This window comes from Methylobacter sp. BBA5.1, from assembly GCF_000746145.1.
In the GTDB taxonomy this organism is placed as follows: Bacteria; Pseudomonadota; Gammaproteobacteria; order Methylococcales; family Methylomonadaceae; genus Methylobacter; species Methylobacter marinus.
In genome coordinates this window covers 1-18,549 of the sequence record NZ_JQKS01000028.1, presented here as the reverse complement: position 1 = coordinate 18,549, position 18,549 = coordinate 1, and the positions used below count along the sequence as shown (strand labels likewise).

The 18,549-nt window shown below is 55.7% G+C and carries 16 protein-coding genes; 9 read left to right on the top strand and 7 right to left on the bottom strand.

The genetic code is table 11. The annotated features are described in order from the left end of the window. Positions 1 to 312 precede the first annotated feature (312 nt). On the top strand, positions 313 to 1,008 hold the full coding sequence (locus tag EK22_RS16720) for a tellurite resistance TerB family protein (RefSeq protein ID WP_036252813.1): 696 nt from the start codon (positions 313 to 315) through the stop codon (positions 1,006 to 1,008). Between the two features lie 726 nt (positions 1,009 to 1,734). Next, the gene (locus tag EK22_RS16715) at positions 1,735 to 2,238 is read left to right on the top strand and encodes a hypothetical protein (protein ID WP_036252811.1); all 504 of its coding nucleotides are present in this window, start codon (positions 1,735 to 1,737) and stop codon (positions 2,236 to 2,238) included. A gap of 75 nt (positions 2,239 to 2,313) precedes the next feature. On the opposite strand, the gene EK22_RS16710 is transcribed toward EK22_RS16715, so the two are convergent. From EK22_RS16710 to nirB, 4 genes are read right to left on the bottom strand one after another with little or no spacing between them, the layout of a single operon-like run. Further along, positions 2,314 to 4,980 carry a nitrate reductase gene (locus EK22_RS16710; RefSeq protein WP_036252809.1) on the bottom strand — a complete coding sequence of 889 codons (2,667 nt, stop codon included), beginning with the start codon at positions 4,978 to 4,980 and terminating at the stop codon, positions 2,314 to 2,316. Continuing rightward, positions 4,980 to 6,236, bottom strand: a complete 1,257-nt coding sequence (locus EK22_RS16705; RefSeq protein WP_051954341.1) for an NAD(P)/FAD-dependent oxidoreductase — start codon at positions 6,234 to 6,236, stop codon at positions 4,980 to 4,982. Before EK22_RS16705 ends, EK22_RS16710 begins: the two co-directional genes overlap by 1 nt. A 32-nt stretch (positions 6,237 to 6,268) precedes the next feature. Next, the gene (gene nirD / locus EK22_RS16700) at positions 6,269 to 6,622 is read right to left on the bottom strand and encodes a nitrite reductase small subunit NirD (protein ID WP_036252848.1); all 354 of its coding nucleotides are present in this window, start codon (positions 6,620 to 6,622) and stop codon (positions 6,269 to 6,271) included. Beyond that, positions 6,622 to 9,159, bottom strand: coding sequence for a nitrite reductase large subunit NirB (gene nirB, locus EK22_RS16695; protein ID WP_036252807.1), 2,538 nt, complete (start codon positions 9,157 to 9,159; stop codon positions 6,622 to 6,624). The genes nirD and nirB overlap by 1 nt, the downstream gene beginning before the upstream one ends. Positions 9,160 to 9,573: 414 nt before the next feature. Here nirB and EK22_RS16690 point away from each other — a divergent pair, with 414 nt between their 5' ends. The 6 genes from EK22_RS16690 (at position 9,574) to EK22_RS16665 (ending at position 12,621) form a co-directional block, all read left to right on the top strand. Then, positions 9,574 to 9,972 carry a bacteriohemerythrin gene (locus tag EK22_RS16690; protein WP_051961938.1) on the top strand — a complete coding sequence of 133 codons (399 nt, stop codon included), beginning with the start codon at positions 9,574 to 9,576 and terminating at the stop codon, positions 9,970 to 9,972. A 15-nt stretch (positions 9,973 to 9,987) separates the two neighbouring features. Further along, complete coding sequence (locus EK22_RS16685) at positions 9,988 to 10,572, top strand: alpha-ketoglutarate-dependent dioxygenase AlkB family protein (RefSeq protein ID WP_036252805.1); 585 nt, start codon at positions 9,988 to 9,990, stop codon at positions 10,570 to 10,572. A gap of 241 nt (positions 10,573 to 10,813) precedes the next feature. Next, positions 10,814 to 11,260, top strand: a complete 447-nt coding sequence (locus tag EK22_RS16680; RefSeq protein WP_020157411.1) for a hypothetical protein — start codon at positions 10,814 to 10,816, stop codon at positions 11,258 to 11,260. A 90-nt stretch (positions 11,261 to 11,350) separates the two neighbouring features. Beyond that, on the top strand, positions 11,351 to 11,524 hold the full coding sequence (locus EK22_RS16675) for a PCP reductase family protein (protein ID WP_020157412.1): 174 nt from the start codon (positions 11,351 to 11,353) through the stop codon (positions 11,522 to 11,524). A 5-nt stretch (positions 11,525 to 11,529) separates the two neighbouring features. Next, a complete protein-coding gene (locus EK22_RS16670; RefSeq protein ID WP_036252803.1) occupies positions 11,530 to 12,165 on the top strand; it encodes a glutathione S-transferase family protein in 636 nt (211 codons plus the stop codon). A 99-nt stretch (positions 12,166 to 12,264) separates the two neighbouring features. Next, on the top strand, positions 12,265 to 12,621 hold the full coding sequence (locus EK22_RS16665; protein WP_020157414.1) for a hypothetical protein: 357 nt from the start codon (positions 12,265 to 12,267) through the stop codon (positions 12,619 to 12,621). 1,124 nt (positions 12,622 to 13,745) lie between these two features. On the opposite strand, the gene EK22_RS16660 is transcribed toward EK22_RS16665, so the two are convergent. From EK22_RS16660 to EK22_RS16650, 3 genes are all read right to left on the bottom strand, one after another. Further along, entirely contained in the window at positions 13,746 to 14,390 is a 645-nt protein-coding gene (locus tag EK22_RS16660) for a cupredoxin domain-containing protein (protein WP_036252801.1), read from the bottom strand. Then, positions 14,387 to 15,988, bottom strand: a complete 1,602-nt coding sequence (locus tag EK22_RS16655) for a multicopper oxidase domain-containing protein (protein WP_081917937.1) — start codon at positions 15,986 to 15,988, stop codon at positions 14,387 to 14,389. The genes EK22_RS16660 and EK22_RS16655 overlap by 4 nt, the downstream gene beginning before the upstream one ends. A gap of 209 nt (positions 15,989 to 16,197) precedes the next feature. Continuing rightward, the gene (locus EK22_RS16650) at positions 16,198 to 17,367 is read right to left on the bottom strand and encodes a J domain-containing protein (RefSeq protein ID WP_036252798.1); all 1,170 of its coding nucleotides are present in this window, start codon (positions 17,365 to 17,367) and stop codon (positions 16,198 to 16,200) included. Between the two features lie 479 nt (positions 17,368 to 17,846). Between EK22_RS16650 and EK22_RS16645 the strand changes: the two genes are divergently transcribed. Further along, positions 17,847 to 18,146, top strand: coding sequence for a hypothetical protein (locus EK22_RS16645; protein WP_036252796.1), 300 nt, complete (start codon positions 17,847 to 17,849; stop codon positions 18,144 to 18,146). The last annotated feature ends 403 nt before the right edge of the window (positions 18,147 to 18,549 follow it).

The window sequence follows — 18,549 nt, the reverse complement described above, 5'->3', positions numbered from 1 at the left end:
CTAACCCGACCTACGAGCTACGAAGCAGGGATATGAATTTTAAGACCGTAGGTCGGGTTAGCCTCTGGCGTAACCCGACGGATCGAAGCCAAGTGAGCGCAGCGGGCATCCGCTCTCCCTCAATGACGCTGCTGAAGACCGGCGGATCGATATTCGCATTTTAACGAGGGTAAGGATCTCCACTGACACCGCGTTTTTACCGCCTGGAAGCTACAGACTGTATAGCGGTTTTGCCACATCCCGTTGCTAATAAAGTTATCCACCGGGTATAAAAAATTACCCATGTCATTAACACCCTATCGGAGAAAAGTGATGGATACTAAAGGCTTTATCGAACAAATTTTAAATGCGGGCCGTGAACTCACACAGCAAGGTCAGTCTATTGCTCAAGATAAACTGGACCTCCCCGCCGAGGGCCCGGAAAGAGAGGCGGCGATTTCGGGGATGGGAAAAGGCGCCGCCATAGCGGGCGTGCTGGCACTATTGCTGGGCACCAAGACGGGACGGGGCGTCGCCGGCAGGGGTCTGAAACTCGGTACGCTCGGCACGCTCGGCGGCCTCGCTTACAAGGCATATCAGAATTGGCAGAACCAGCAGTCGGGCCAGGCAATTTCAGAAACCGGGGCATCCATGGAGAACATGTCGGACGAGCAGGCCGAACAGAGAAGTCTGGCGCTACTCAAGGCCATGATCGCGGCCGCGAAAGCCGACGGACATGTCGATACCGCTGAAAGCGCCAAAATTGAAAGTTTGATGGCCAAACTGGATTTGGATAACGCGACTGCGAAACTGCTCAAGGCAGAACTGCCAAAGCCGCTCGATCCCATGGATGTAGCCGCCGCGGCGGATAGTCCCGAAGCCGCGTCCGAAATCTACCTGGCTTCGCTGTTGGTCATCGGCGAGGTCAATGATCACGAACGCGCTTATCTCGACCAGCTTGCGGAACACCTGAAAATCCCCAAGGATCTCGCCCTGCAGCTGGAAACCCAAGCCAATAGCTCAGCGTGATTAATGACGAACGGGCAAGCAACGGCCCGCTTCGGCCGTGCGAAAAAAGTTCTCAAGTGAGCGTTTCAATCCGAGGCGCTCGCCACCTGTGATCATTTCATATTACGTCGATTAATCCGATGAAACGCGAGTCTGGTGCCGTTAAATGCATCCGTTTCTTGACCCTGCCTGTCGCCCTGTTTCTGGCTGGTTCCTTATCGCTCCGTAAAAATCCATATAATATTTTGATAAATATAACTGATGTTACGCGGTCAGTTGAAGTTAGATTGATTTAATAAAGTGTCGCTAGCGCGACGGTTTGATTTAATCGGGTTTATCGCACCCGAAGGCGAGTTACGCTGAGAAGCCCATCCTTGGGCTTCTCCCTTCGGGTCAGCTAAAGCTGACCAAATTCGCTCCTGGCGAATTTGTCTTTGCGCGGCCAAAAGAAAGTAACCAAAGACAAATCTGCCTGGAGCAGATTTGGATGCGAAGCACGCGTAGCGCGAGTGCCTGGATGGCACGAGTCAGCAGGCCGCCCGCCCGTTGCCGCTTGCTCCCTGTGCTCCTCGCTTTCGCCGAGGGTTGCCAAAAGGGACTCCTGTCCCTTTGGCAACGCGCGGCTTCCCTGCCGCGCCCCTTCGGGCTATTCTCGGCGAAAGCTCCGGTGCTCGGCGCGGCAAACGGGATAAAACCGTCCGTGCATAACATCAGAATATAAAATAATCCAACTCAAGGAGAACTGACATGAGCACAAAAACCGATTTTTCTTCTGTTGAATGGGAAGTTCTGCGGGATGCTCCTCATCTTGTCGTTCTTGCGGTCGCCGCTGCCGGTAGCAGCGGGATTTTCGGAAGCATCGCCGAGGCAATAGCACCGTCCGGGACTATTGTTGACGCCTTGAAAGGCAGCAACCAGCTATTACGTGAGGTTTGCGGAAAGGAGGAGGTGAAGGCATCGATCGAGTCAATCAAAGGCCTGGCAAAAACCGGGGACAGTTTTGCCGACATCCAGGCCGCCTATCGCAAGGAAGCAATCGCCAAATCACGAACCGCCCTCGACATTTTGCGGCAAAAAGGATCGCCTGAAGATATAGCCGCGTACAGGAATTTCCTCGTCACGCTCGGCGACAAGGTCGCCAGTGCCGCGAAAGAAGGCGACTTCCTGGGCTTCGGCGGCGAGCGGGTCAGCGAGCACGAGCGAAGCTTGCTGGCCGAATTGGCCAAAGCGGTAGGCGCAGCACAGGCTTGACACGCATTCGACAGAAACCCGGCATTTCTACGGCACCAAATGCCGGGTTGTTCGCAAAGCGCCAACCCGGCTAACCTACAACAACAACGCCTTGATCTCCGGTATGCACGAGCCGCAATTGGTGCCGGCTTTCAGGCAGCGGCCGACTTCCTGGTGGGTTTTCAGGCCTTTTTCGCGGATGGCCGCGCGCAGGGTTTTCTCGCCGACGTTGAAACAGGAGCAGACCACGGCGCCGGTATCGGGCGTGCCCAAGGGCGGCATGCCGGTCAGCAGCGCGGTTATTTCCTCCGGCGCCAGCTGCGGCTTGTTGAACAGGCCGGTCAGCCAGCTGCGCTCGGGCAGGCCGTTATCGGTCGAGACGAAAAACACGGTTTCCAGCCGGTTATCGACCGCCTGCGCCATTCGGTAACTGCCGGCGCCGGTATCCTGGAATTCCTGCCATTTTGCCGCCGTTCCGGCATCCCCCAGATGCTGGCGCAACCAGGCCGGCCAATCCTCCCCGGGACTGGTATCGCCGGCCAGTTCGTAACGATAAAACTGCTTGCCCTTGATCTTGACCCAGTATTCCGGCCCGTCGATGGCCTGCTCGGCGCGGGACAGCATAAAGCCCTGCCAGCGCGGCTGCCAGGCCCGGATGCGGACCGGCGTATGCTTGCTTTCCGGCTGTTTGGAGACGGGATCGAGCGCCGGATTGATCAGCACGCCCATGCGCCCCTGGCTGGCGTATTGCCCGGTCCAGTGCATGGGCACAAAAACACTGCCCGACTGCTGGCCGTCGCTGACCTGCACGCGCGCGATCATGGCGCCCCAGCGACTTTCCAGGCGCGCCAGGGATTTGTTCTCCAGGCCGTAGCGCCGCGCGTCGTCGGGATGCACCTCGACAAAAGGCTCGGGCCTGTGCTGATTTAACCGGGCGGCGATGGCGGTACGGGTCATGGTGTGCCATTGGTCGCGCAGGCGGCCGGTATTCAGGATCAGCGGGTAGTCCTGATCGGGCGGATTAGCGGGCGCCCGGGGCGCAATGGCTATGAACCGGGCTTTGCCGGAATCGGTAAAAAACCGCCCATCCTCGAAAAGGCGCGCCCTGCCCTGCGCATGCGCCTGATTGACCGGCCATTGTATCGGCCGCAATTGTTCGTAGGCCGCGGGCTTTAGACCGGCCAGCGCGGAAATATCGAAATCGCGGCGCCCATGCTCGCAATCGTTTTCATAGCCGGACAAGGCCGCATGTTCACGGAAAATCTCGACCGCGCTCTGATAGGGAAACGCCTGCCCGAAGCCCATGCGCCGGGCAACCTGCGTGATAATCCACCAGTCCGGCCTGGCCTCGCCGGCGGGATCCAGCAAGGCCCGCTGCCGCGAGATGCGGCGCTCGGAATTGGTAACGGTGCCGTCTTTCTCGCTCCAGCCCTGCGCGGGCAGCAGCACATGGGCGAAAGCGGCCGTGTCGGTCCGGGCCATGCAATCGGAGACCACGACCAGCGGGCAGCGCTGCAGCGCCCGCTTGACTTTGTCTGCATCAGGCAGGCTGACGACCGGATTGGTCGCCATGATCCATACGGCCTTGACTTTGCCTTCGTCGATGGCATCGAACAGTTCGACGGCCGAATAGCCGGGCTTGCGCGCGATATTCGGGCTGCCCCAGAAGCGCGCGACGCGTTCGATGTCCGCCGCGCTGGAAAAATCCATATGCGCGGCAAGCTGATGCGACAGGCCGCCTACTTCGCGCCCGCCCATCGCGTTCGGCTGGCCGGTCAGCGAAAAAGGCCCCATGCCGGGCCGGCCGATTCGGCCAGTGGCCAGATGGCAGTTGATGATCGCGTTGACTTTGTCGGTGCCGGACGAGGACTGGTTGACGCCCTGGCTGTACAGGCTCATGACTTTTTCATGGCCGGCAAACCAGCTGTAGAAGCGCCGTACATCGTCCGGATCGAGCCGGCAGCCGGCGGCCACCTGGTCGATGCCGGCCGCCGCGGCCCGCAGGGTGTCGGCGAAGCCTTCGGTATGCGCGTCGATATAGCGGTGGCTGATCGCATCCTGCTCATGCAGATAATGCAGCAGGCCGTTGAACAGCAAGGCGTCCGAGCCGCTGGCCAGCGGCAGATGCAGATCGGCGATATCGCAGGTGGCGGTGCGGCGCGGATCGATGACCACGACTTTTACCGCCGGGTTGGCTTCCCTGGCGGCGCGGATGCGCTGGAAACTGACCGGATGGCACCAGGCCGCATTGGAGCCGACCAGTACGAACAGTTCGGCCTGTTCGTAATCGTCATAGCAGCCGGGCACGGTATCGGCGCCGAACGCGCGCTTATGACCCGCGACCGAGGACGACATGCACAACCGGCTGTTGGTGTCGATGTTGGCACTGCCGATAAAGCCTTTCATGAGCTTGTTGGCGACGTAGTAATCCTCGGTCAGCAGCTGGCCGGAGCCGTAGATGGCCACCGATTCCGGTCCGTATTTGGCTATCATGCCCAGAAACCCGCCGGCCACAAAGCCCAGCGCCTCGTCCCAACTGCTGTCGCGGCCCTGAATCCTGGGCTGCAGCAGCCTGTCCTTCAGTTCCAGCGTGTCGGCCAGAGCCGAGCCCTTGGAACAGAGCCGGCCGAAATTGGCCGGATGCTCCGGATCGCCTTGAATCCGCACCTGCCGGGTCTGCGCGTTGACCTGCGCTTCAATGCCGCAACCGACGCCGCAATAAGGGCACGTGGTTTTTATCGTTTCCGTCGCCAGGGCATCCATCAACAGGCCTCCTTCAGGATTGGACGGTTGCCGTCGAGATAAGCCTTGCCGAAAATCAGTCCATCCCGGATGCCGGCGATATTTTCCTGCTGCTCCAGCAGTTCCTGATACCACAGCGCATCCACCGTGTCGCCGTAGAGCACGGCCCCGATGATGCGGTTGTCATCGATCACCAGCTTTTTATAGATGCCCAGTTCCGGGTTGGTAAACCGGATGCTGTCGCAACTGTCGTCGCCGGTAAAATCGCCGACCGAGAACAGGTTGATGCCGGTCACCTTGAGCTTGGTCGACGTCGGCAGCGTGACATAGCCGGCCATGCCGTGGGCGCTCAGATGATTGGCGCAGACTTTGGCCTGCTCGAACAGCGGCGCGACCAGGCCAAACGTGGCGCCGCGATGCTGAATGCATTCCCCGACCGCGTAAACGCTGGGATCGTAGGTTTGCAGCGTGTCGTTGACGACGATGCCGCGTTCGCAATAAAGGCCCGCCTCGCGCGCCAGCGTCATGTTCGGTTTCACGCCGATGGCCATGACGAACAGATCGCAGGGCAGTTCGCCGCCGTCCGCGAACAGCACGGCCCGGACATGCCCGTTGTCGTCGCCCAGCAAGCACTCGGTTTTCGCCGCCATCCTGAACCCGATGCCGCGCCGTTCCAGCTCCATTCGCAGCATCTCTCCCGCTTGACGATCCATCTGCCGGTTCAGCAATACGTCGCAGTTGTGAATGACAGTTACGTCCATGCCGCGCCGCGCCAAGCCGCTCGCCGCTTCCAGCCCCAACAGTCCGCCCCCCAGCACGACCGCTCTTTGCCGGCTGCGGCTGTAGTCCAGCATGGTATTGACGTCGACAATATCCCGAAAGCTGATCACGCCTTCCAGGTCGTTGCCGGGTATATCGGCAATGATGGGCCTGGAGCCGGTGGCGATCAGCAGCCGATCATATTCGGCGCAGGTGCCGTCCTTGGCGTAGACCCTGTTCAGGCCGCGCTCGATGCGCACGACGGCCTTGTCCGGTCCGGCATGCAGGCGGATGCCGTTGTCGGCGTACCACTGGCGGTCGTTGATGACGATCTCCTCGATGGTCTTTTCGCCGCACAGCACCGAGGACAGCAGGATGCGGTTGTAATTGCCGTATGGCTCGGCCCCGAACACGGTAATTTCATACTGGTCGGGCGCGGCGGACAGGAGTTCCTCCACGGTTTTCATGCCCGCCATGCCATTACCGATAACGACCAGTCGCTGTTTCTTGCTGTTCATAAGTGCTCCTGCTCCGGTCTCATCGATACGCGTTATAGTTCATTGTCCGATTCCGCCGGCAAACCGATACGGACCCTGCCGTCCTCGATGCGCGCGCCATAAACGGTTATGCCGACTTTTTCATCTTCCAGGCACACGCCGGTTTCCAGATTGAAATGCTGTTTGTACAGCGGCGAGGCAACCATCGGCTGGCCCTTGATGTCGCCGATCAGGCCGCGCGACAGCACGTTGGCGCGCCCGATCGGATCGTAGTTGCTGACCGCGTAAACGGCCGCCTTGTTTGGTTGGTAAAAAACCGCCACCTGCCGCTGATCGGCAACCAGGGCGCAAACGCCGGCATGCGGCTGCAAATCGTCAACACTGCAAATATCTACCCATTGAGTCATCATGCTATCTCCAGTAACTTAAAGTGTTTGCGTTCCTGTTCGTCGGCCGGCCGGATCTGGCCGCGCTCCTCGACGAACACGATGTTATCGTCTGCCTGATCGCTGTTGACGAAGTGGCGGAACCGTTTCAGCCGTTCCTCATCGGCCAGCGTGGCTTTCCATTCGCATTGATAAGTCTCCCTCACTCGGCGCATTTGCTGCTCGAGATCCTCGCCCAGGCCCAGCCGGTCGTCGATGATGACCGAGCGCAGGTAGTCCAGGCCGCCTTCCATGTTTTCCAGCCACACCGATGTCCGTTGCAGACGGTCGGCGGTGCGTACATAAAAGATCAGGAAACGGTCGATGTATTTGATCAGCGTTTCCTTGTCGAGATTGGTCGCGAACAGATCGGCATGACGCGGCTTCATGCCGCCGTTGCCGCAGACATAGAGGTTCCAGCCGTTCTCGGTGGCGATGACGCCGACATCCTTGCCTTGCGCTTCGGCGCATTCGCGCGTGCAGCCCGAGACGGCGAATTTGATCTTGTGCGGCGAGCGCAAGCCCTTGTAGCGGTTTTCCAGCTCGATCGCCAGACCGACGCTGTCGCCGACGCCGTAACGGCACCAGGTGCTGCCGACGCAGGATTTGACCGTGCGCAGGGCTTTGCCGTAGGCATGGCCGGATTCGAAGCCGGCGGCGATCAGTTCGCTCCATATCGCCGGCAATTGGTCGACCCGCGCGCCTAACAGGTCGACGCGCTGGCCGCCGGTGATTTTGGTATAGAGTTTGTACTTCTTGCCGACCTGTCCCAGCGCGATCAGCATGTCGGGGCTGATTTCCCCGCCGCTGATGCGTGGGACCACGGAATAAGTGCCGTCCTTTTGCATGTTGGCCAGGAAAATGTCGTTGGTATCCTGCAATCCCAGATGCTCCTGCTTCAAAACGTACTCATTCCAGTACGAAGCAAGAATATTGCCGACGGCCGGCTTACAGATATCGCAGCCGTCGCCTTGGCCGAATTGTTCCAGCAACTCGGCAAAAGTCCTGATCTGCTTGACCATTATCTGGTTGTACAGATCCTGTCGTGTATAGGGGAAATGCTCGCACAGGTGGTTGTTGACCTCGAAGCCCAGCTTGGTCAGCTCGCTGTCCACCACCGATTTCAGCAGAGCGCCGCAGCCGCCGCAGCCGGTTCCGGCCTTGGTTTCCGCTTTCAGCTGGTTGACGGTGGTGCATCCGGCCTGCACGGCCCCGCAGATTTGTTCCTTGGACACATTGTAGCAGGAGCAGATCTGGGCCGAAGCCGGCAGGAGATCGGGACCGAGCGCGGCAGGCGCCGCGGCGTCATGCGACAGGATCAGGGAATCGGGATTTTCCGGCAGGGTAATGCCGTTCAGGCAATATTGCAGCAAGGTATCGTAATCCGACGTGTCGCCGACCAGCACGGCGCCCAGCAGTTGCCGTCTGTCCTCGCTGACCACCAGACGCTTGTAGATTTCCCGGGCGCCGTCCTGATAGCTGTAAACCAGTGCCCCCGGCGTGTTGGCGTGCGCGTCGCCGATGCTGCCCACATCCACGCCCATCAGCTTCAGTTTGGTGCTCATGTCGGCGCCGGTGAAGGCGGCGGCCTCGCCGGCCAGGTCGTCGATGACCGTGCGCGCCATCGCGTAACCGGGCGCGACCAAGCCGAAAATCGTGTCGTTCCAGAGCGCGCACTCGCCGATCGCATAAATGGATTCATCGGACGTGCGGCACTGGTCGTTTATCACGATGCCGCCCTTGACGCCCACGTCCAGGCCGCAATCGCGGGCGATTTCGTCGCGCGGCCGGATGCCGGCCGAGAACAGCACGATATCGGTTTCGAGTTCGCCGCCGTCGGCGAAGGACATCTTGTTCACGCAGCGCTCGCCTTCCGTAATCATGCGGGTATTGGTAGCGGTGTGGACAATCACGCCCAGCTCCTCGATTTTGCGCTTCAACAGCGCGCCGCCGGTTTCATCGAGCTGAACCGCCATCAGGCGCGGCGCGAACTCGATCACATGCGTCTCCAGCCCCAGATCCTTCAGCGCCTTGGCCGCTTCCAGCCCCAGCAGGCCTCCGCCGACCACGGTCCCGACTTTGGCGTTTTCGGCCGCGGCGGCGATGGCCTCGAGGTCATCAATGGTGCGGTAAACCAGGCACTGCGGCCGGCCGTTTCCCAGTATCGGCGGCACAAAGCAGTAGGAACCCGTCGCCAGCACCAGTTTGTCATAAGAAACAATCTCGCCTTTCGCCGAGGTGACGGTTTGATTGACTCTGTCGATTTTTACCGCTTTCTCGTTCAGATGCAGGCTGATGCCGTTCCGGTCAAAAAAGTCCCGATCCGCCAGAGCCAGATCTTCAGCTGATTTGCCCGAGAAAAAAGATGACAAATGAACACGGTCATAAGCCGGTCTCGGCTCCTCGCAAAAAGTAACGATGTCGTAAAGTTCCCTGGCCGGACTGTTCATCAGACCACTCAGAAAATACTGCCCAACCATACCGTTACCGATGACAACCAGTGTTTGTTTCATGCTCATGACCACCTCAATATCTCATGTGAATACGTGTATGCATGCAATCTGCAAGGGCTATGCCATGATATATAACACATTGATTCAACAGTGAATTACTGATTGTCTGTTTGCTAACGGCATGCGCAGGATACGCATAGCGTGCGCTACGCTGGTGCATGCCACGCCAATTAGGTGCGATTGCTCGTAAAATGAACAGGCAGGCAAGGGCAAACCCGTGTGTTCGCCCTTGCCCAACGGTTCACCTTTGGCCAGCGGTTCTCCGATAATTTATTGTGCACCCGAAACAGGGCGGACACGCAGGTCCGCCCCTACAATGCATCCGCCGACAACCGGCCGCCACAATCCTAAGGCTGGCATAAAATCTGCTTATCATTGAATCGCCCCCCTTGAATTTTGGAACGTGAAGGTATCTATTAGATGACACCATTAATCGAAAAAAACGGCTTTATTCTGGTCGGCCATGATCCGATCGATTACGATCATGATGAATTCGTCATGCTGCTGAGCCGGCTGAATACCGCCGATAACAATGATTTCCCGGCCTTGTTTCAGGAATTGTTTGAACATACCGAGCAGCATTTTGAGCGAGAGAACCGGCTCATGGAACAATCGGCTTTTCCGGCGCAAACCGAACATAAAGGGGAACACCTGCGGGTTCTGGGCGAATTCAAGCAATTCAAGAAGCGGGTCGATAAGGGCATGATCGCCTTCGGACGCTCGTTTGCCAGGGAGCGCCTGCCGCAATGGTTCGAACTGCATGTCACGACCATGGACAGCGCGCTGGCCGCGCACCTGAATACGCGGTCTCAAGGGTAAATCAAGGGTGGGGGCATGAACCAGTTTTTCTGCGCCGAGCTTGAGCTTATTGAAGCCTTTTACAGTGCTTCCGAAAGCGAACGGCTTTATCAACGTCTGCTGCGGGAACAAAATTGGCCCGATAACCGATACACCGTCGCCGGACGGCAATTTACCCTGCCCCGTTTGCAGACCTGGCATGCCGACCCGGGCATTGTCTACAGCTACAGTAACAACCTGCTGCAAACCCGGCCATGGACGCCGTTGTTATACGCTATCCGGGCAAAAATCGAGAACCTGCTGAATGACCGTTTCAATTCGGTTCTGGTTAATCTGTACCGGAACGGTGAGGATTACGTCGGCTGGCATGCGGATAATGAACCGGAACTGGGCGACCGCCCCTTTATCGCCTCATTGACTTTCGGCGCCGAGCGGCAGTTTGCCTTCCGTCATAAACAATCATTCGAACAGGGTCAGGTGTTATTGCGCAGCGGTTCATTATTAGTCATGCAGCCTGATTTCCAGCACCATTGGCTGCACAGCATTCCAATGCAGAAAAATGTCAGTCGGGAACGGATAAACCTGACCTTCCGTAAGGTGCTGGCGCCTTCCGGCCAGTGACAGGTTTACCGTGCTGCCGTTCGCGCGCCTGGTCGCATTTACGACAATATAAAGCTCTGTGTCGCCCGTGGAATGCAAGAAATACAACAAAGTGCCCGGCCTCTCGCCCTGCCTGATGGATGGTTTTCCAGGCAAGGTTCTCCGCCGGGACGCAGGCTTTAACCGGTTTCCGACTCATTTCCTCCCTAATAAACTTAGGTTCCGCTCAACAGCTGGCATCCTGTTTGCTAGGCACTTCAGCATGAATGAAACCATTATCATAACCACCGGACCGGACAACCTATCCCGCCAGGATGCGGGCATGGACGCCGGCCCTGCCAGTACCGGCGAAGCGGCGTTAGCGGATTATGTCGCCCGCTGGGCGACGGCCAATCCCCTGTCCCCCGAGCATGTGGATTGCGCCACGACGGTAATGCTCAAAATCCTCGACGGCAAATGCAAGATGAAGACGGAGGAAAAGATCATCATGACACTGCTTTATGATCAGGTGAAAACCCATCGCGGCGAACGGCTGGGCGATGATCTGCATGAGCTGATCGCCCGCGCCCGCGACCAACTCACCGATGAGATGAAAAACTTTATTTATGAACAACGCGTTCTGGCGGAGACCATGATTTCCCGTCCCGTCATGAAAGGCTTCAAAACAATGATCCGGCAACGGGGGCTGTTCGAGGATGGAAAAATATAGAAAGGATCACCCTAAAAAATTCAAGCGCGTTTTTTACCTGACCACCCGGCGGCGCACGACCATCGTCACCCATCCGCCAAGGAGAATCACATGAACAACGAGTTACTGCCCTGGGATGAAGAGGCGCTCAAGCGCCTGGAAAAAATTCCCGTGTTCGTCCGCCACATGGCCAAGAGTAAAATCGAACAAGCCGCCAAGGCCGCCGGCGAAAGCACGGTCACCGTCGCATTCATGGATGCCAATAAAGCAAAACTGATGGGCTAGGCGCGATGGCGAACCTGAAACTCTATATGACCCCCGGTTCCTGCTCGACGGGCATCCATATCCTGATGGAAGAACTGGAGCTCATCTTCGAGGCTTATATCGTCAACCTGCCGGCCGGCGATCAATTCAAACCGGCCTACACGGCCATCAATCCCAAGTCCACGATCCCGACCCTGGTCAAACCCGACGGCACGGCCATCACCGAATTCTGTGCCATCGCCTACTGGCTGGCGCGCACCCATCCCAAGGCCAGGCTCATGCCGGGCGATGCGGACGGCGATACATTCGTGCTCGAAACCATGAACTACGTTGTCAGCGCCATTCACATGCAGGGCTTTACCCGTATTTTCACTACCGACCATTACGCCTTTAACGAAGCCGATATGGAACGCACCAAGGCCCAGGGCGAAACCATTGTCAAAAAAGGCTTTGCCATCATCGACAAGCAACTGGCGGGCAAAGCCTACGTAGCTGGCGAATTCTCCATCGCCGACGCCGCGCTCTTTTATTGCGAATTCTGGGCGGTACGCATCGGCATCAACCTGCCGGAACACTGCCTGGCCCATTACCGGCGCATGCTCAAGCGACGGGCGGTCAAACAGGTATTAATGGAGGAAGGCTATTCATCCTTGTTTCAATAGCGCCCCTGGCTTGCCTGCTTCACCCCTTACCCGTAACGGGTTCCGGCCGGCCATCGTGAAAAACGCCTGGCATGCCCCGCCCGTGTACTGGAATGAATTATGAAAGAAACGGTAAAAAATATCTGGAGCCTGAATAAGGACCCCGCCATCAAGGCCATTCTCATCATGCTGCAGCATGAAGTCGGTCCGAACGGATTCATGCTGCTGGACGAAAGCCTCCTGAACGAAAAGGCGGTGCGTATCATATACCCGCCCACGCGCCGGGAGTTGTCCGCCTATGTTTACAGTTATGCCCAGCGCGAGAACCATTATGGCCTCGACCTGGAATTCCCCTACCTGATCGAAACCCGGGCCGACGACCAAAGCATCCGTCTCAACGACCTGACCGCTGAAGAAGTCTTGAAAAAAATGATCGACCATCTGGGAATCAGGCCGGTCAAAGCCAACCCGTCATGAACCGGTGCGCTGCATTCTGGCGGCCGAGCCATTCAGCCCGCGCCGTTTTACGCCAACGCTCCAGGAGGACAGCTTCCCAGCGCACGGAGATTTTCCAACGTAGGTGCGAATTCATTCGCACCATGAGCATAACCTCTGCAATAAAAGCATATAGACTGGCTCGGAGCTTTAGGAACGCGCATAAAATAACTTCCTCAAGTGCGCGGATGAATTTCCGGTGTAGGTGCGGATTTATTTATGCCCTATGGGTACTTGTGCCCTTCAGGGTATCCGCACAGTGCGAATGAATTCGCACCTACAATTCCTTGATTTATTCCATGCTCATTACTTAGCGAAAGCCCGGCTTGAACGGGCCGGAATGCCGGATTTACCAATCCGGACCAGCGCGGCTGATGATAAACGTTATCATACAAAGACCTAACCCGGATATGTCATGAAACCACAGAGAACACGAAGAAAATCAAGTTGTTGTCATTTTCTTCCCGTCACTTCATGAATTACTACGGAAACATGGGTAAATATTTGAATTTCAAAGCCTTCGCGTCCTCTATTGCTGTTCCAGACCCAATTCTACCGCCTTCATAATCCCCATGGATGGGGTGAATGCAGAGAAATGACGGGATCATTTCTTGTCCCTGGAGGCGTTCGTGTTCTCCGTGATGAAATATTCAGGATAAGTATTCGTACGAATAAACTCCTCAGTGGCCTTTTGCTAGTATAACCACCGTCGAAGAGCAATAGCTCCCATGCTCTTCGACAATTTTGTCTCTACTTTATAAAGACCACCTCCCACCACCCCCCCACAATTTCTGGTGGTCTTTTTTTTTCTTTTTCTTCCCTATCCAGAAACCTTCCGCTCCAGGCTAGCGCATTTATTCATTAGTCGAAAACATTACCTTCAGGCATTCGCCGCCTTGAAAGACAAGCCATTCACTGACCGGCAGGACGCCAGCGGTATTCATAATTCCGGTAGGGTACGCATCGCGTACCTTTTGGGATGGTTTACACCGGAACCGCTGGAAAAGGTACGCACTGCGTACCCTACTATATTTTTCAGGCAGGCCTGTCAATAACAAAACTCAATTTTCACAACAATCGTTGCTTTCAAGTAAGGGTTGATTGCTCTAGCGCTTGATCCTGTTCAGCAGTAAAAGCACCGCAGCCCCGGCAAAAAACGAAACCAGCAAGGCGCCCCAGGCGCTTTTATCCCAGTCCACCTCATAGGATTCCGGTATCACGGCCGCCGACAGGCCCGGAATGCTCGGCAAATCGCCATCGCCGCCGTCCACTTTCAACTGCGCCTTCATGCCTTTTTCCATGTGCTGGGGCACTTCGCAATGGACCAGATAGGTCTTGCGCTGGCTGGGCACGATAAATGACGCCGTCTTCTCGCCCGGCCCGTAGATTTCCATCGTGAACATGCCTTGCGGGTAGATATAGCCCGGCAGATCGTGAATCATGAACTGGTGCCGGATCTTGTCCTCGTTGATGAACGTGACGTTGATGCGCGAACAGGGCGGCGCTTCCCACTGCTGCTGGTCGAACGCGTACATGATGCCGTTGAATTTCCTGGCGTATTTATGGCCGGCGCGGACCGTAATATTGACGTCGCCGGCGATTTTCTGGCAGTCGCGCGGCAACTTGTCGGTATTGCTGTTCATGATCATGCCGGTTTCGTCCATGATCATGCCGTTATGGTTCATGGCGGCCAGAGCCGGTTGAGCGCCGGCCAGCGCCATCAATAAAATCAAATGCTTGGCAAAACTCATTCCGCTGCTCCTTTCTTAAAGCCGCGCACGAGGTAGAACACCAGCGCGAACAGCAACCCGACCGTTAGGCCGAAGGCGATGATTTTCAGATAATTCGGGGCCAGAGGACCAGCTTCGCCCAGCAGCTGCGCAAATTCGCCCGTCGCCCACATCGGGGTCTGGCGCGCGTAGTAAGCACTGGTGAAGAACCGATCGAAGGCGCCGTCATGCAATTTCGGCATGCCCTGCTCATCAATGTAATCGCGGTATACGACCAGAGAGATATTCCCGCCCGGCTCCACGCCGTCATTGGTCGTGCCGATTTCGACATGATCGTGGAACATCCAGACACCTTCGCCATCGTTATGAAGACCGTCATTGGTCGTGTCCAGCTTGATATCGACGCGCTGCGCCGATGAAATGTCGACCACGTCGCGTATGATCTGCATGGCCTCGGGCTGTTCGATGCCGTCGTAGTGCGTGACCGTGGCCTTATGGCCGTGGAAATGCAGCGCCACGGCCGAGTTCTGGGTATTGGCGACGCGCAATTTGATCTTTTCATTGGGTCCGGTAACGATCAGGTCGTCGCGCAGCGTATACGGGAAGGCATGGCCGTTCAGCAGGAAATAGTTTTCCCGCGATTCGGTCATGTTGAATTCGCGGTTCATTTTTTTCTCGATCAGACGCGGATCGTTGGCTTCCTGGATGATTTTCGCCAGGCGCTTGTCGACGGACTGATAATGCAAGTCATATTCCTGATTATATTCCGCCCTGACGCCGACCGACGGATGCCGCACGTGCCCCCCGCCGATATTGAAGGTCTGCAGCCAGTTGTTCGGGCGATTCTCTTCCACGATGAACATGCCCGCCATGCCCATCATGACGTGCTTGTCGGTCTGCACATGACAGTGATAAAGCATGGTGCCGGCCGTCCGGGGCTTCAGTTCATACGTGTGGCTGTCGCCCGGAAAAACAGCCATGTCGCCGCCGTGCGCGTCGCCGTCGTTTTCGCCGCCGTCCGCTGTTCTCCAAGGGTGATCGACGCCGTGCAAATGAATCGTGTGCGGAAAGTAATGCGTATTTTCCAGGGTGATATAGACCTGATCGCCCTGCTCGACGCGAATCACCGGCGACGGCGCGCGCAGGAAATAATTGGCCTGGTTGGAGCCGTAATGCTTCACCGCCATGTCGCTGGTCTTGGGCGCGAATACCCACAGCCCCGGCTGCACGCCCGGCAACACATCATAACCGGGGATCAGAAAATCGCCGTCGGGCGATTTGCCGTTAAGCTCGATGACCTCCAGCTTGATGCGGATGATATCGGGGTCGCCGTCGCCGTCCAGGTCGTCGGTTTTGGTCAGCGCGTCTTCAGACAGATGCGTGCTCATCTGGGTAGGCATGGAAACGTTATTGACGCCCTTGACGAAGGCGGCGATGTCGTACGGATTGTCGGGACTGCACGCCAGCGATTCGGCGATCTCGACGCCGTCGATAGTCTGGGCCTGGCGCCATTCGGGATGCTCGTCCTTGCAGGGCTTTTCAAAGCCGGCCGGTCTGGCCAGCCTGGACTGCGTGGAAGGGGAATTGAGATCGGCTTCTTCGAATTTGCCGGGTCGCAACCAAACTGCCAGGGGAATTAATAGAACAATCAGGAGAAGACTTAATAAACGTATGTATTTATTCTGCATTTTTAGACAACTGTACAGCAAGATTCAACTAAACGCGCCACTATACCGAAAATTTTCCGGCTGGGAAGCATTAGCCTGAATATTTCACCACTATCCGCCCCCGGATTCGCCTGAACTCCCTGTGGTTCATGAGGTGGGATTTACTTAAAATCGAACGGCATCATGCCGTCGAAAAAGAAATCATCAAAATCATCCGGCACTGATTTTTTTGGCATTTTATAGCTTTTCAGCCATGCTTTAAGCGCTGCAGGATCCTGAAAGGTTTCAATCTCTTTTCGAATGACCGTTATGTCCGCCTGTAGCTTTTTAATATCCTGCACCAGCATTGCCATCAGTTGCCTGGGCGATAGAAGCGCATAGAAAGGCAGATCCAATTGCAATTTAAACGCCCCTTCAATTTGATCGATTTCCTGATCCAGCTCTGATAATTGTTCTTTCAGTATTTTGTTGAAATGCTTTAAACGGCTGTCGGCCATCCGGCTTAAGTGGGCCGGATCGATTTGCTCGATTTCCAGCTGCAATTCCAATAACTGCAATAAGTCTTTTTTGCCGTAAGCGGTATTGACGCGCTGCATCAACTCCGTTTTGCGGGCGCGTTCCTGTGCATCCGGCTCGCGGTCGGGATGCAGTGTGGCGACCAATTTCCGATAAACTTCCTGGACCGACTTGCTCGCCAATGCCTCTTCCTCTTTTTGGCGCGCTTCTTTTTCCAATTGCCTTTTGGTTTTTTTACGCTGTTTAACCGGCTCCGCCGGTTGCTCTTTTGATTGGGCTTCCGCCTGCTCTTGCAGCTTTTCCTGCAAGTGGGCGTGGAATTTTTCCGGCGAACTGATATCGACGTCATCCCCCAAGTCCACATTGAACATACCTTCCGCCAGGCTTTTCATCAGTTCGCCAACCGCGGCTTCCGTCTCTTGATGAAGGGTATCGTAATCATCGTCACTGTATTTATTGAACAAGGACTTCGGTTCATCGTTATTCAACTCGGGAATCAACTGCTCGCATACCTCGCAAATAAGCTGCTTCATTTTCAATTTGTCGGTTTTTTTAAACAGTGACTTACCGTAAAACTGATCCAATAACCGCACCCATTCCAGTTTCTGGTTATATAAGATCTCTACGGCAGGCTCGTATTCCCGCTCAACCTTTTGGTAATACAAGGGAATGGTTTCTTTCCACTCGATCAGGCGCTTTTTCTGGCGATCAATCTTTTTGGTCAGGTTATTGAATTGTTTTTGGGCGGCGGATAAGGTGGTTTTCCCATCGGATTTTGTAGCAATGCGAACGATTTTGCTTTTAGGTTGAGTCATGGTGCAAATCTCATGATTGAGCGGATAGAAAATTGTAGGAAAAAATGAAGGTTGTACTGGGATAGCCAAATTCCGACTCCAGAAAACGCACTGCAATGATGCATGGGGCGCTGCCCTCACACGGCAGCCGTTCGAACGTGAAAAACCAGGAATTTTACTACGTATCAACGAATTGATCCAAGTCAGCGGATTTAAGGCCATGAATTAAGAATCAGACGCGCTAATCACTATAACTCCCGCTTGAACCGGCTTTTGCGCGCATCGCCACCCGCTCCCTGGATCGGTTGAGGGATTACCGACAAATTGTTTCGAAAGCCACCACGCACGACCTCCAAAAATCTTCAAATCCATAATAAAATCAATGCATTATAAATAATAATCAGCATGGCATTTTACTTGCTTCCTAGGGAATTGCCGGATTGCCAGCCTCCTAATGGTGTATATCCGGGCGTTTTTTTCCTGGTTAACGAGGTGTTGATATGTTCGAAGTCATACTATTATTTCTCGTCATGTTTTTAATTGCGGCATGCGCTTTTCTGCCTTTAGGTTACAGCATGCTACATTTTTCCAAATCCGCCGCCGGCAAATCCGGATCGGCGTCCGTTTCAAAGCCGAAAATCCCTGAGGACTCAATGCTCAGACGGCATTTTCTGACTCATCTGCAAAGTGAAATCGAAGCCGCTTTGTTTCCGCGTCCTAGCGACTCCGCTTTGCAGCGCCATTACGATGCCCTGGTCGCCGCCGAACTGGAGAATCGTCTGGCCGCTTTAGCCGATTGAAATACAAACAGCCATGTCGGGTTGCACGGCATGCTTGCGGCTTTGGGCCGATTTCCGGCTCACGGCCGCGGCCTTTGCATCATTCCACCCTGCTACAACCAACCTAGCCTGAATATTTCACCACGAAGGACACGAAGTACACGAAGGCTTTTCAATTCAATTAATTGCAAATATTTCATAATGAGCTCATGAAGTTATCTGTGAGAAATGATAATGCCATGATTTTCTTCGTGTTCTTCGTGTTCTCTGTGGTTTCATGAAATATCCGGGCTAGTACTCAGTCAGCCTTGTTCTGACGAGTAAAATTTGCAGAGCATTCATAGCTTGCGAATAGTGCGAATACCCTGAAGGGCACAAGTACCCATAGGGCATAAATGAATTCGCACCTACAATTTACCCGCCA

Excerpts from the sequence above, each read along its gene's own strand:
- EK22_RS16720 (WP_036252813.1), top strand. The coding sequence starts at position 313 with ATGGATACTAAAGGCTTTATCGAACAAATTTTAAATGCGGGCCGTGAA.
- EK22_RS16715 (WP_036252811.1), top strand. The coding sequence starts at position 1,735 with ATGAGCACAAAAACCGATTTTTCTTCTGTTGAATGGGAAGTTCTGCGG.
- EK22_RS16710 (WP_036252809.1), bottom strand. The coding sequence starts at position 4,980 with ATGGATGCCCTGGCGACGGAAACGATAAAAACCACGTGCCCTTATTGC.
- EK22_RS16705 (WP_051954341.1), bottom strand. The coding sequence starts at position 6,236 with ATGAACAGCAAGAAACAGCGACTGGTCGTTATCGGTAATGGCATGGCG.
- nirD (WP_036252848.1), bottom strand. The coding sequence starts at position 6,622 with ATGACTCAATGGGTAGATATTTGCAGTGTTGACGATTTGCAGCCGCAT.
- nirB (WP_036252807.1), bottom strand. The coding sequence starts at position 9,159 with ATGAGCATGAAACAAACACTGGTTGTCATCGGTAACGGTATGGTTGGG.
- EK22_RS16690 (WP_051961938.1), top strand. The coding sequence starts at position 9,574 with ATGACACCATTAATCGAAAAAAACGGCTTTATTCTGGTCGGCCATGAT.
- EK22_RS16685 (WP_036252805.1), top strand. The coding sequence starts at position 9,988 with ATGAACCAGTTTTTCTGCGCCGAGCTTGAGCTTATTGAAGCCTTTTAC.
- EK22_RS16680 (WP_020157411.1), top strand. The coding sequence starts at position 10,814 with ATGAATGAAACCATTATCATAACCACCGGACCGGACAACCTATCCCGC.
- EK22_RS16675 (WP_020157412.1), top strand. The coding sequence starts at position 11,351 with ATGAACAACGAGTTACTGCCCTGGGATGAAGAGGCGCTCAAGCGCCTG.
- EK22_RS16670 (WP_036252803.1), top strand. The coding sequence starts at position 11,530 with ATGGCGAACCTGAAACTCTATATGACCCCCGGTTCCTGCTCGACGGGC.
- EK22_RS16665 (WP_020157414.1), top strand. The coding sequence starts at position 12,265 with ATGAAAGAAACGGTAAAAAATATCTGGAGCCTGAATAAGGACCCCGCC.
- EK22_RS16660 (WP_036252801.1), bottom strand. The coding sequence starts at position 14,390 with ATGAGTTTTGCCAAGCATTTGATTTTATTGATGGCGCTGGCCGGCGCT.
- EK22_RS16650 (WP_036252798.1), bottom strand. The coding sequence starts at position 17,367 with ATGACTCAACCTAAAAGCAAAATCGTTCGCATTGCTACAAAATCCGAT.
- EK22_RS16645 (WP_036252796.1), top strand. The coding sequence starts at position 17,847 with ATGTTCGAAGTCATACTATTATTTCTCGTCATGTTTTTAATTGCGGCA.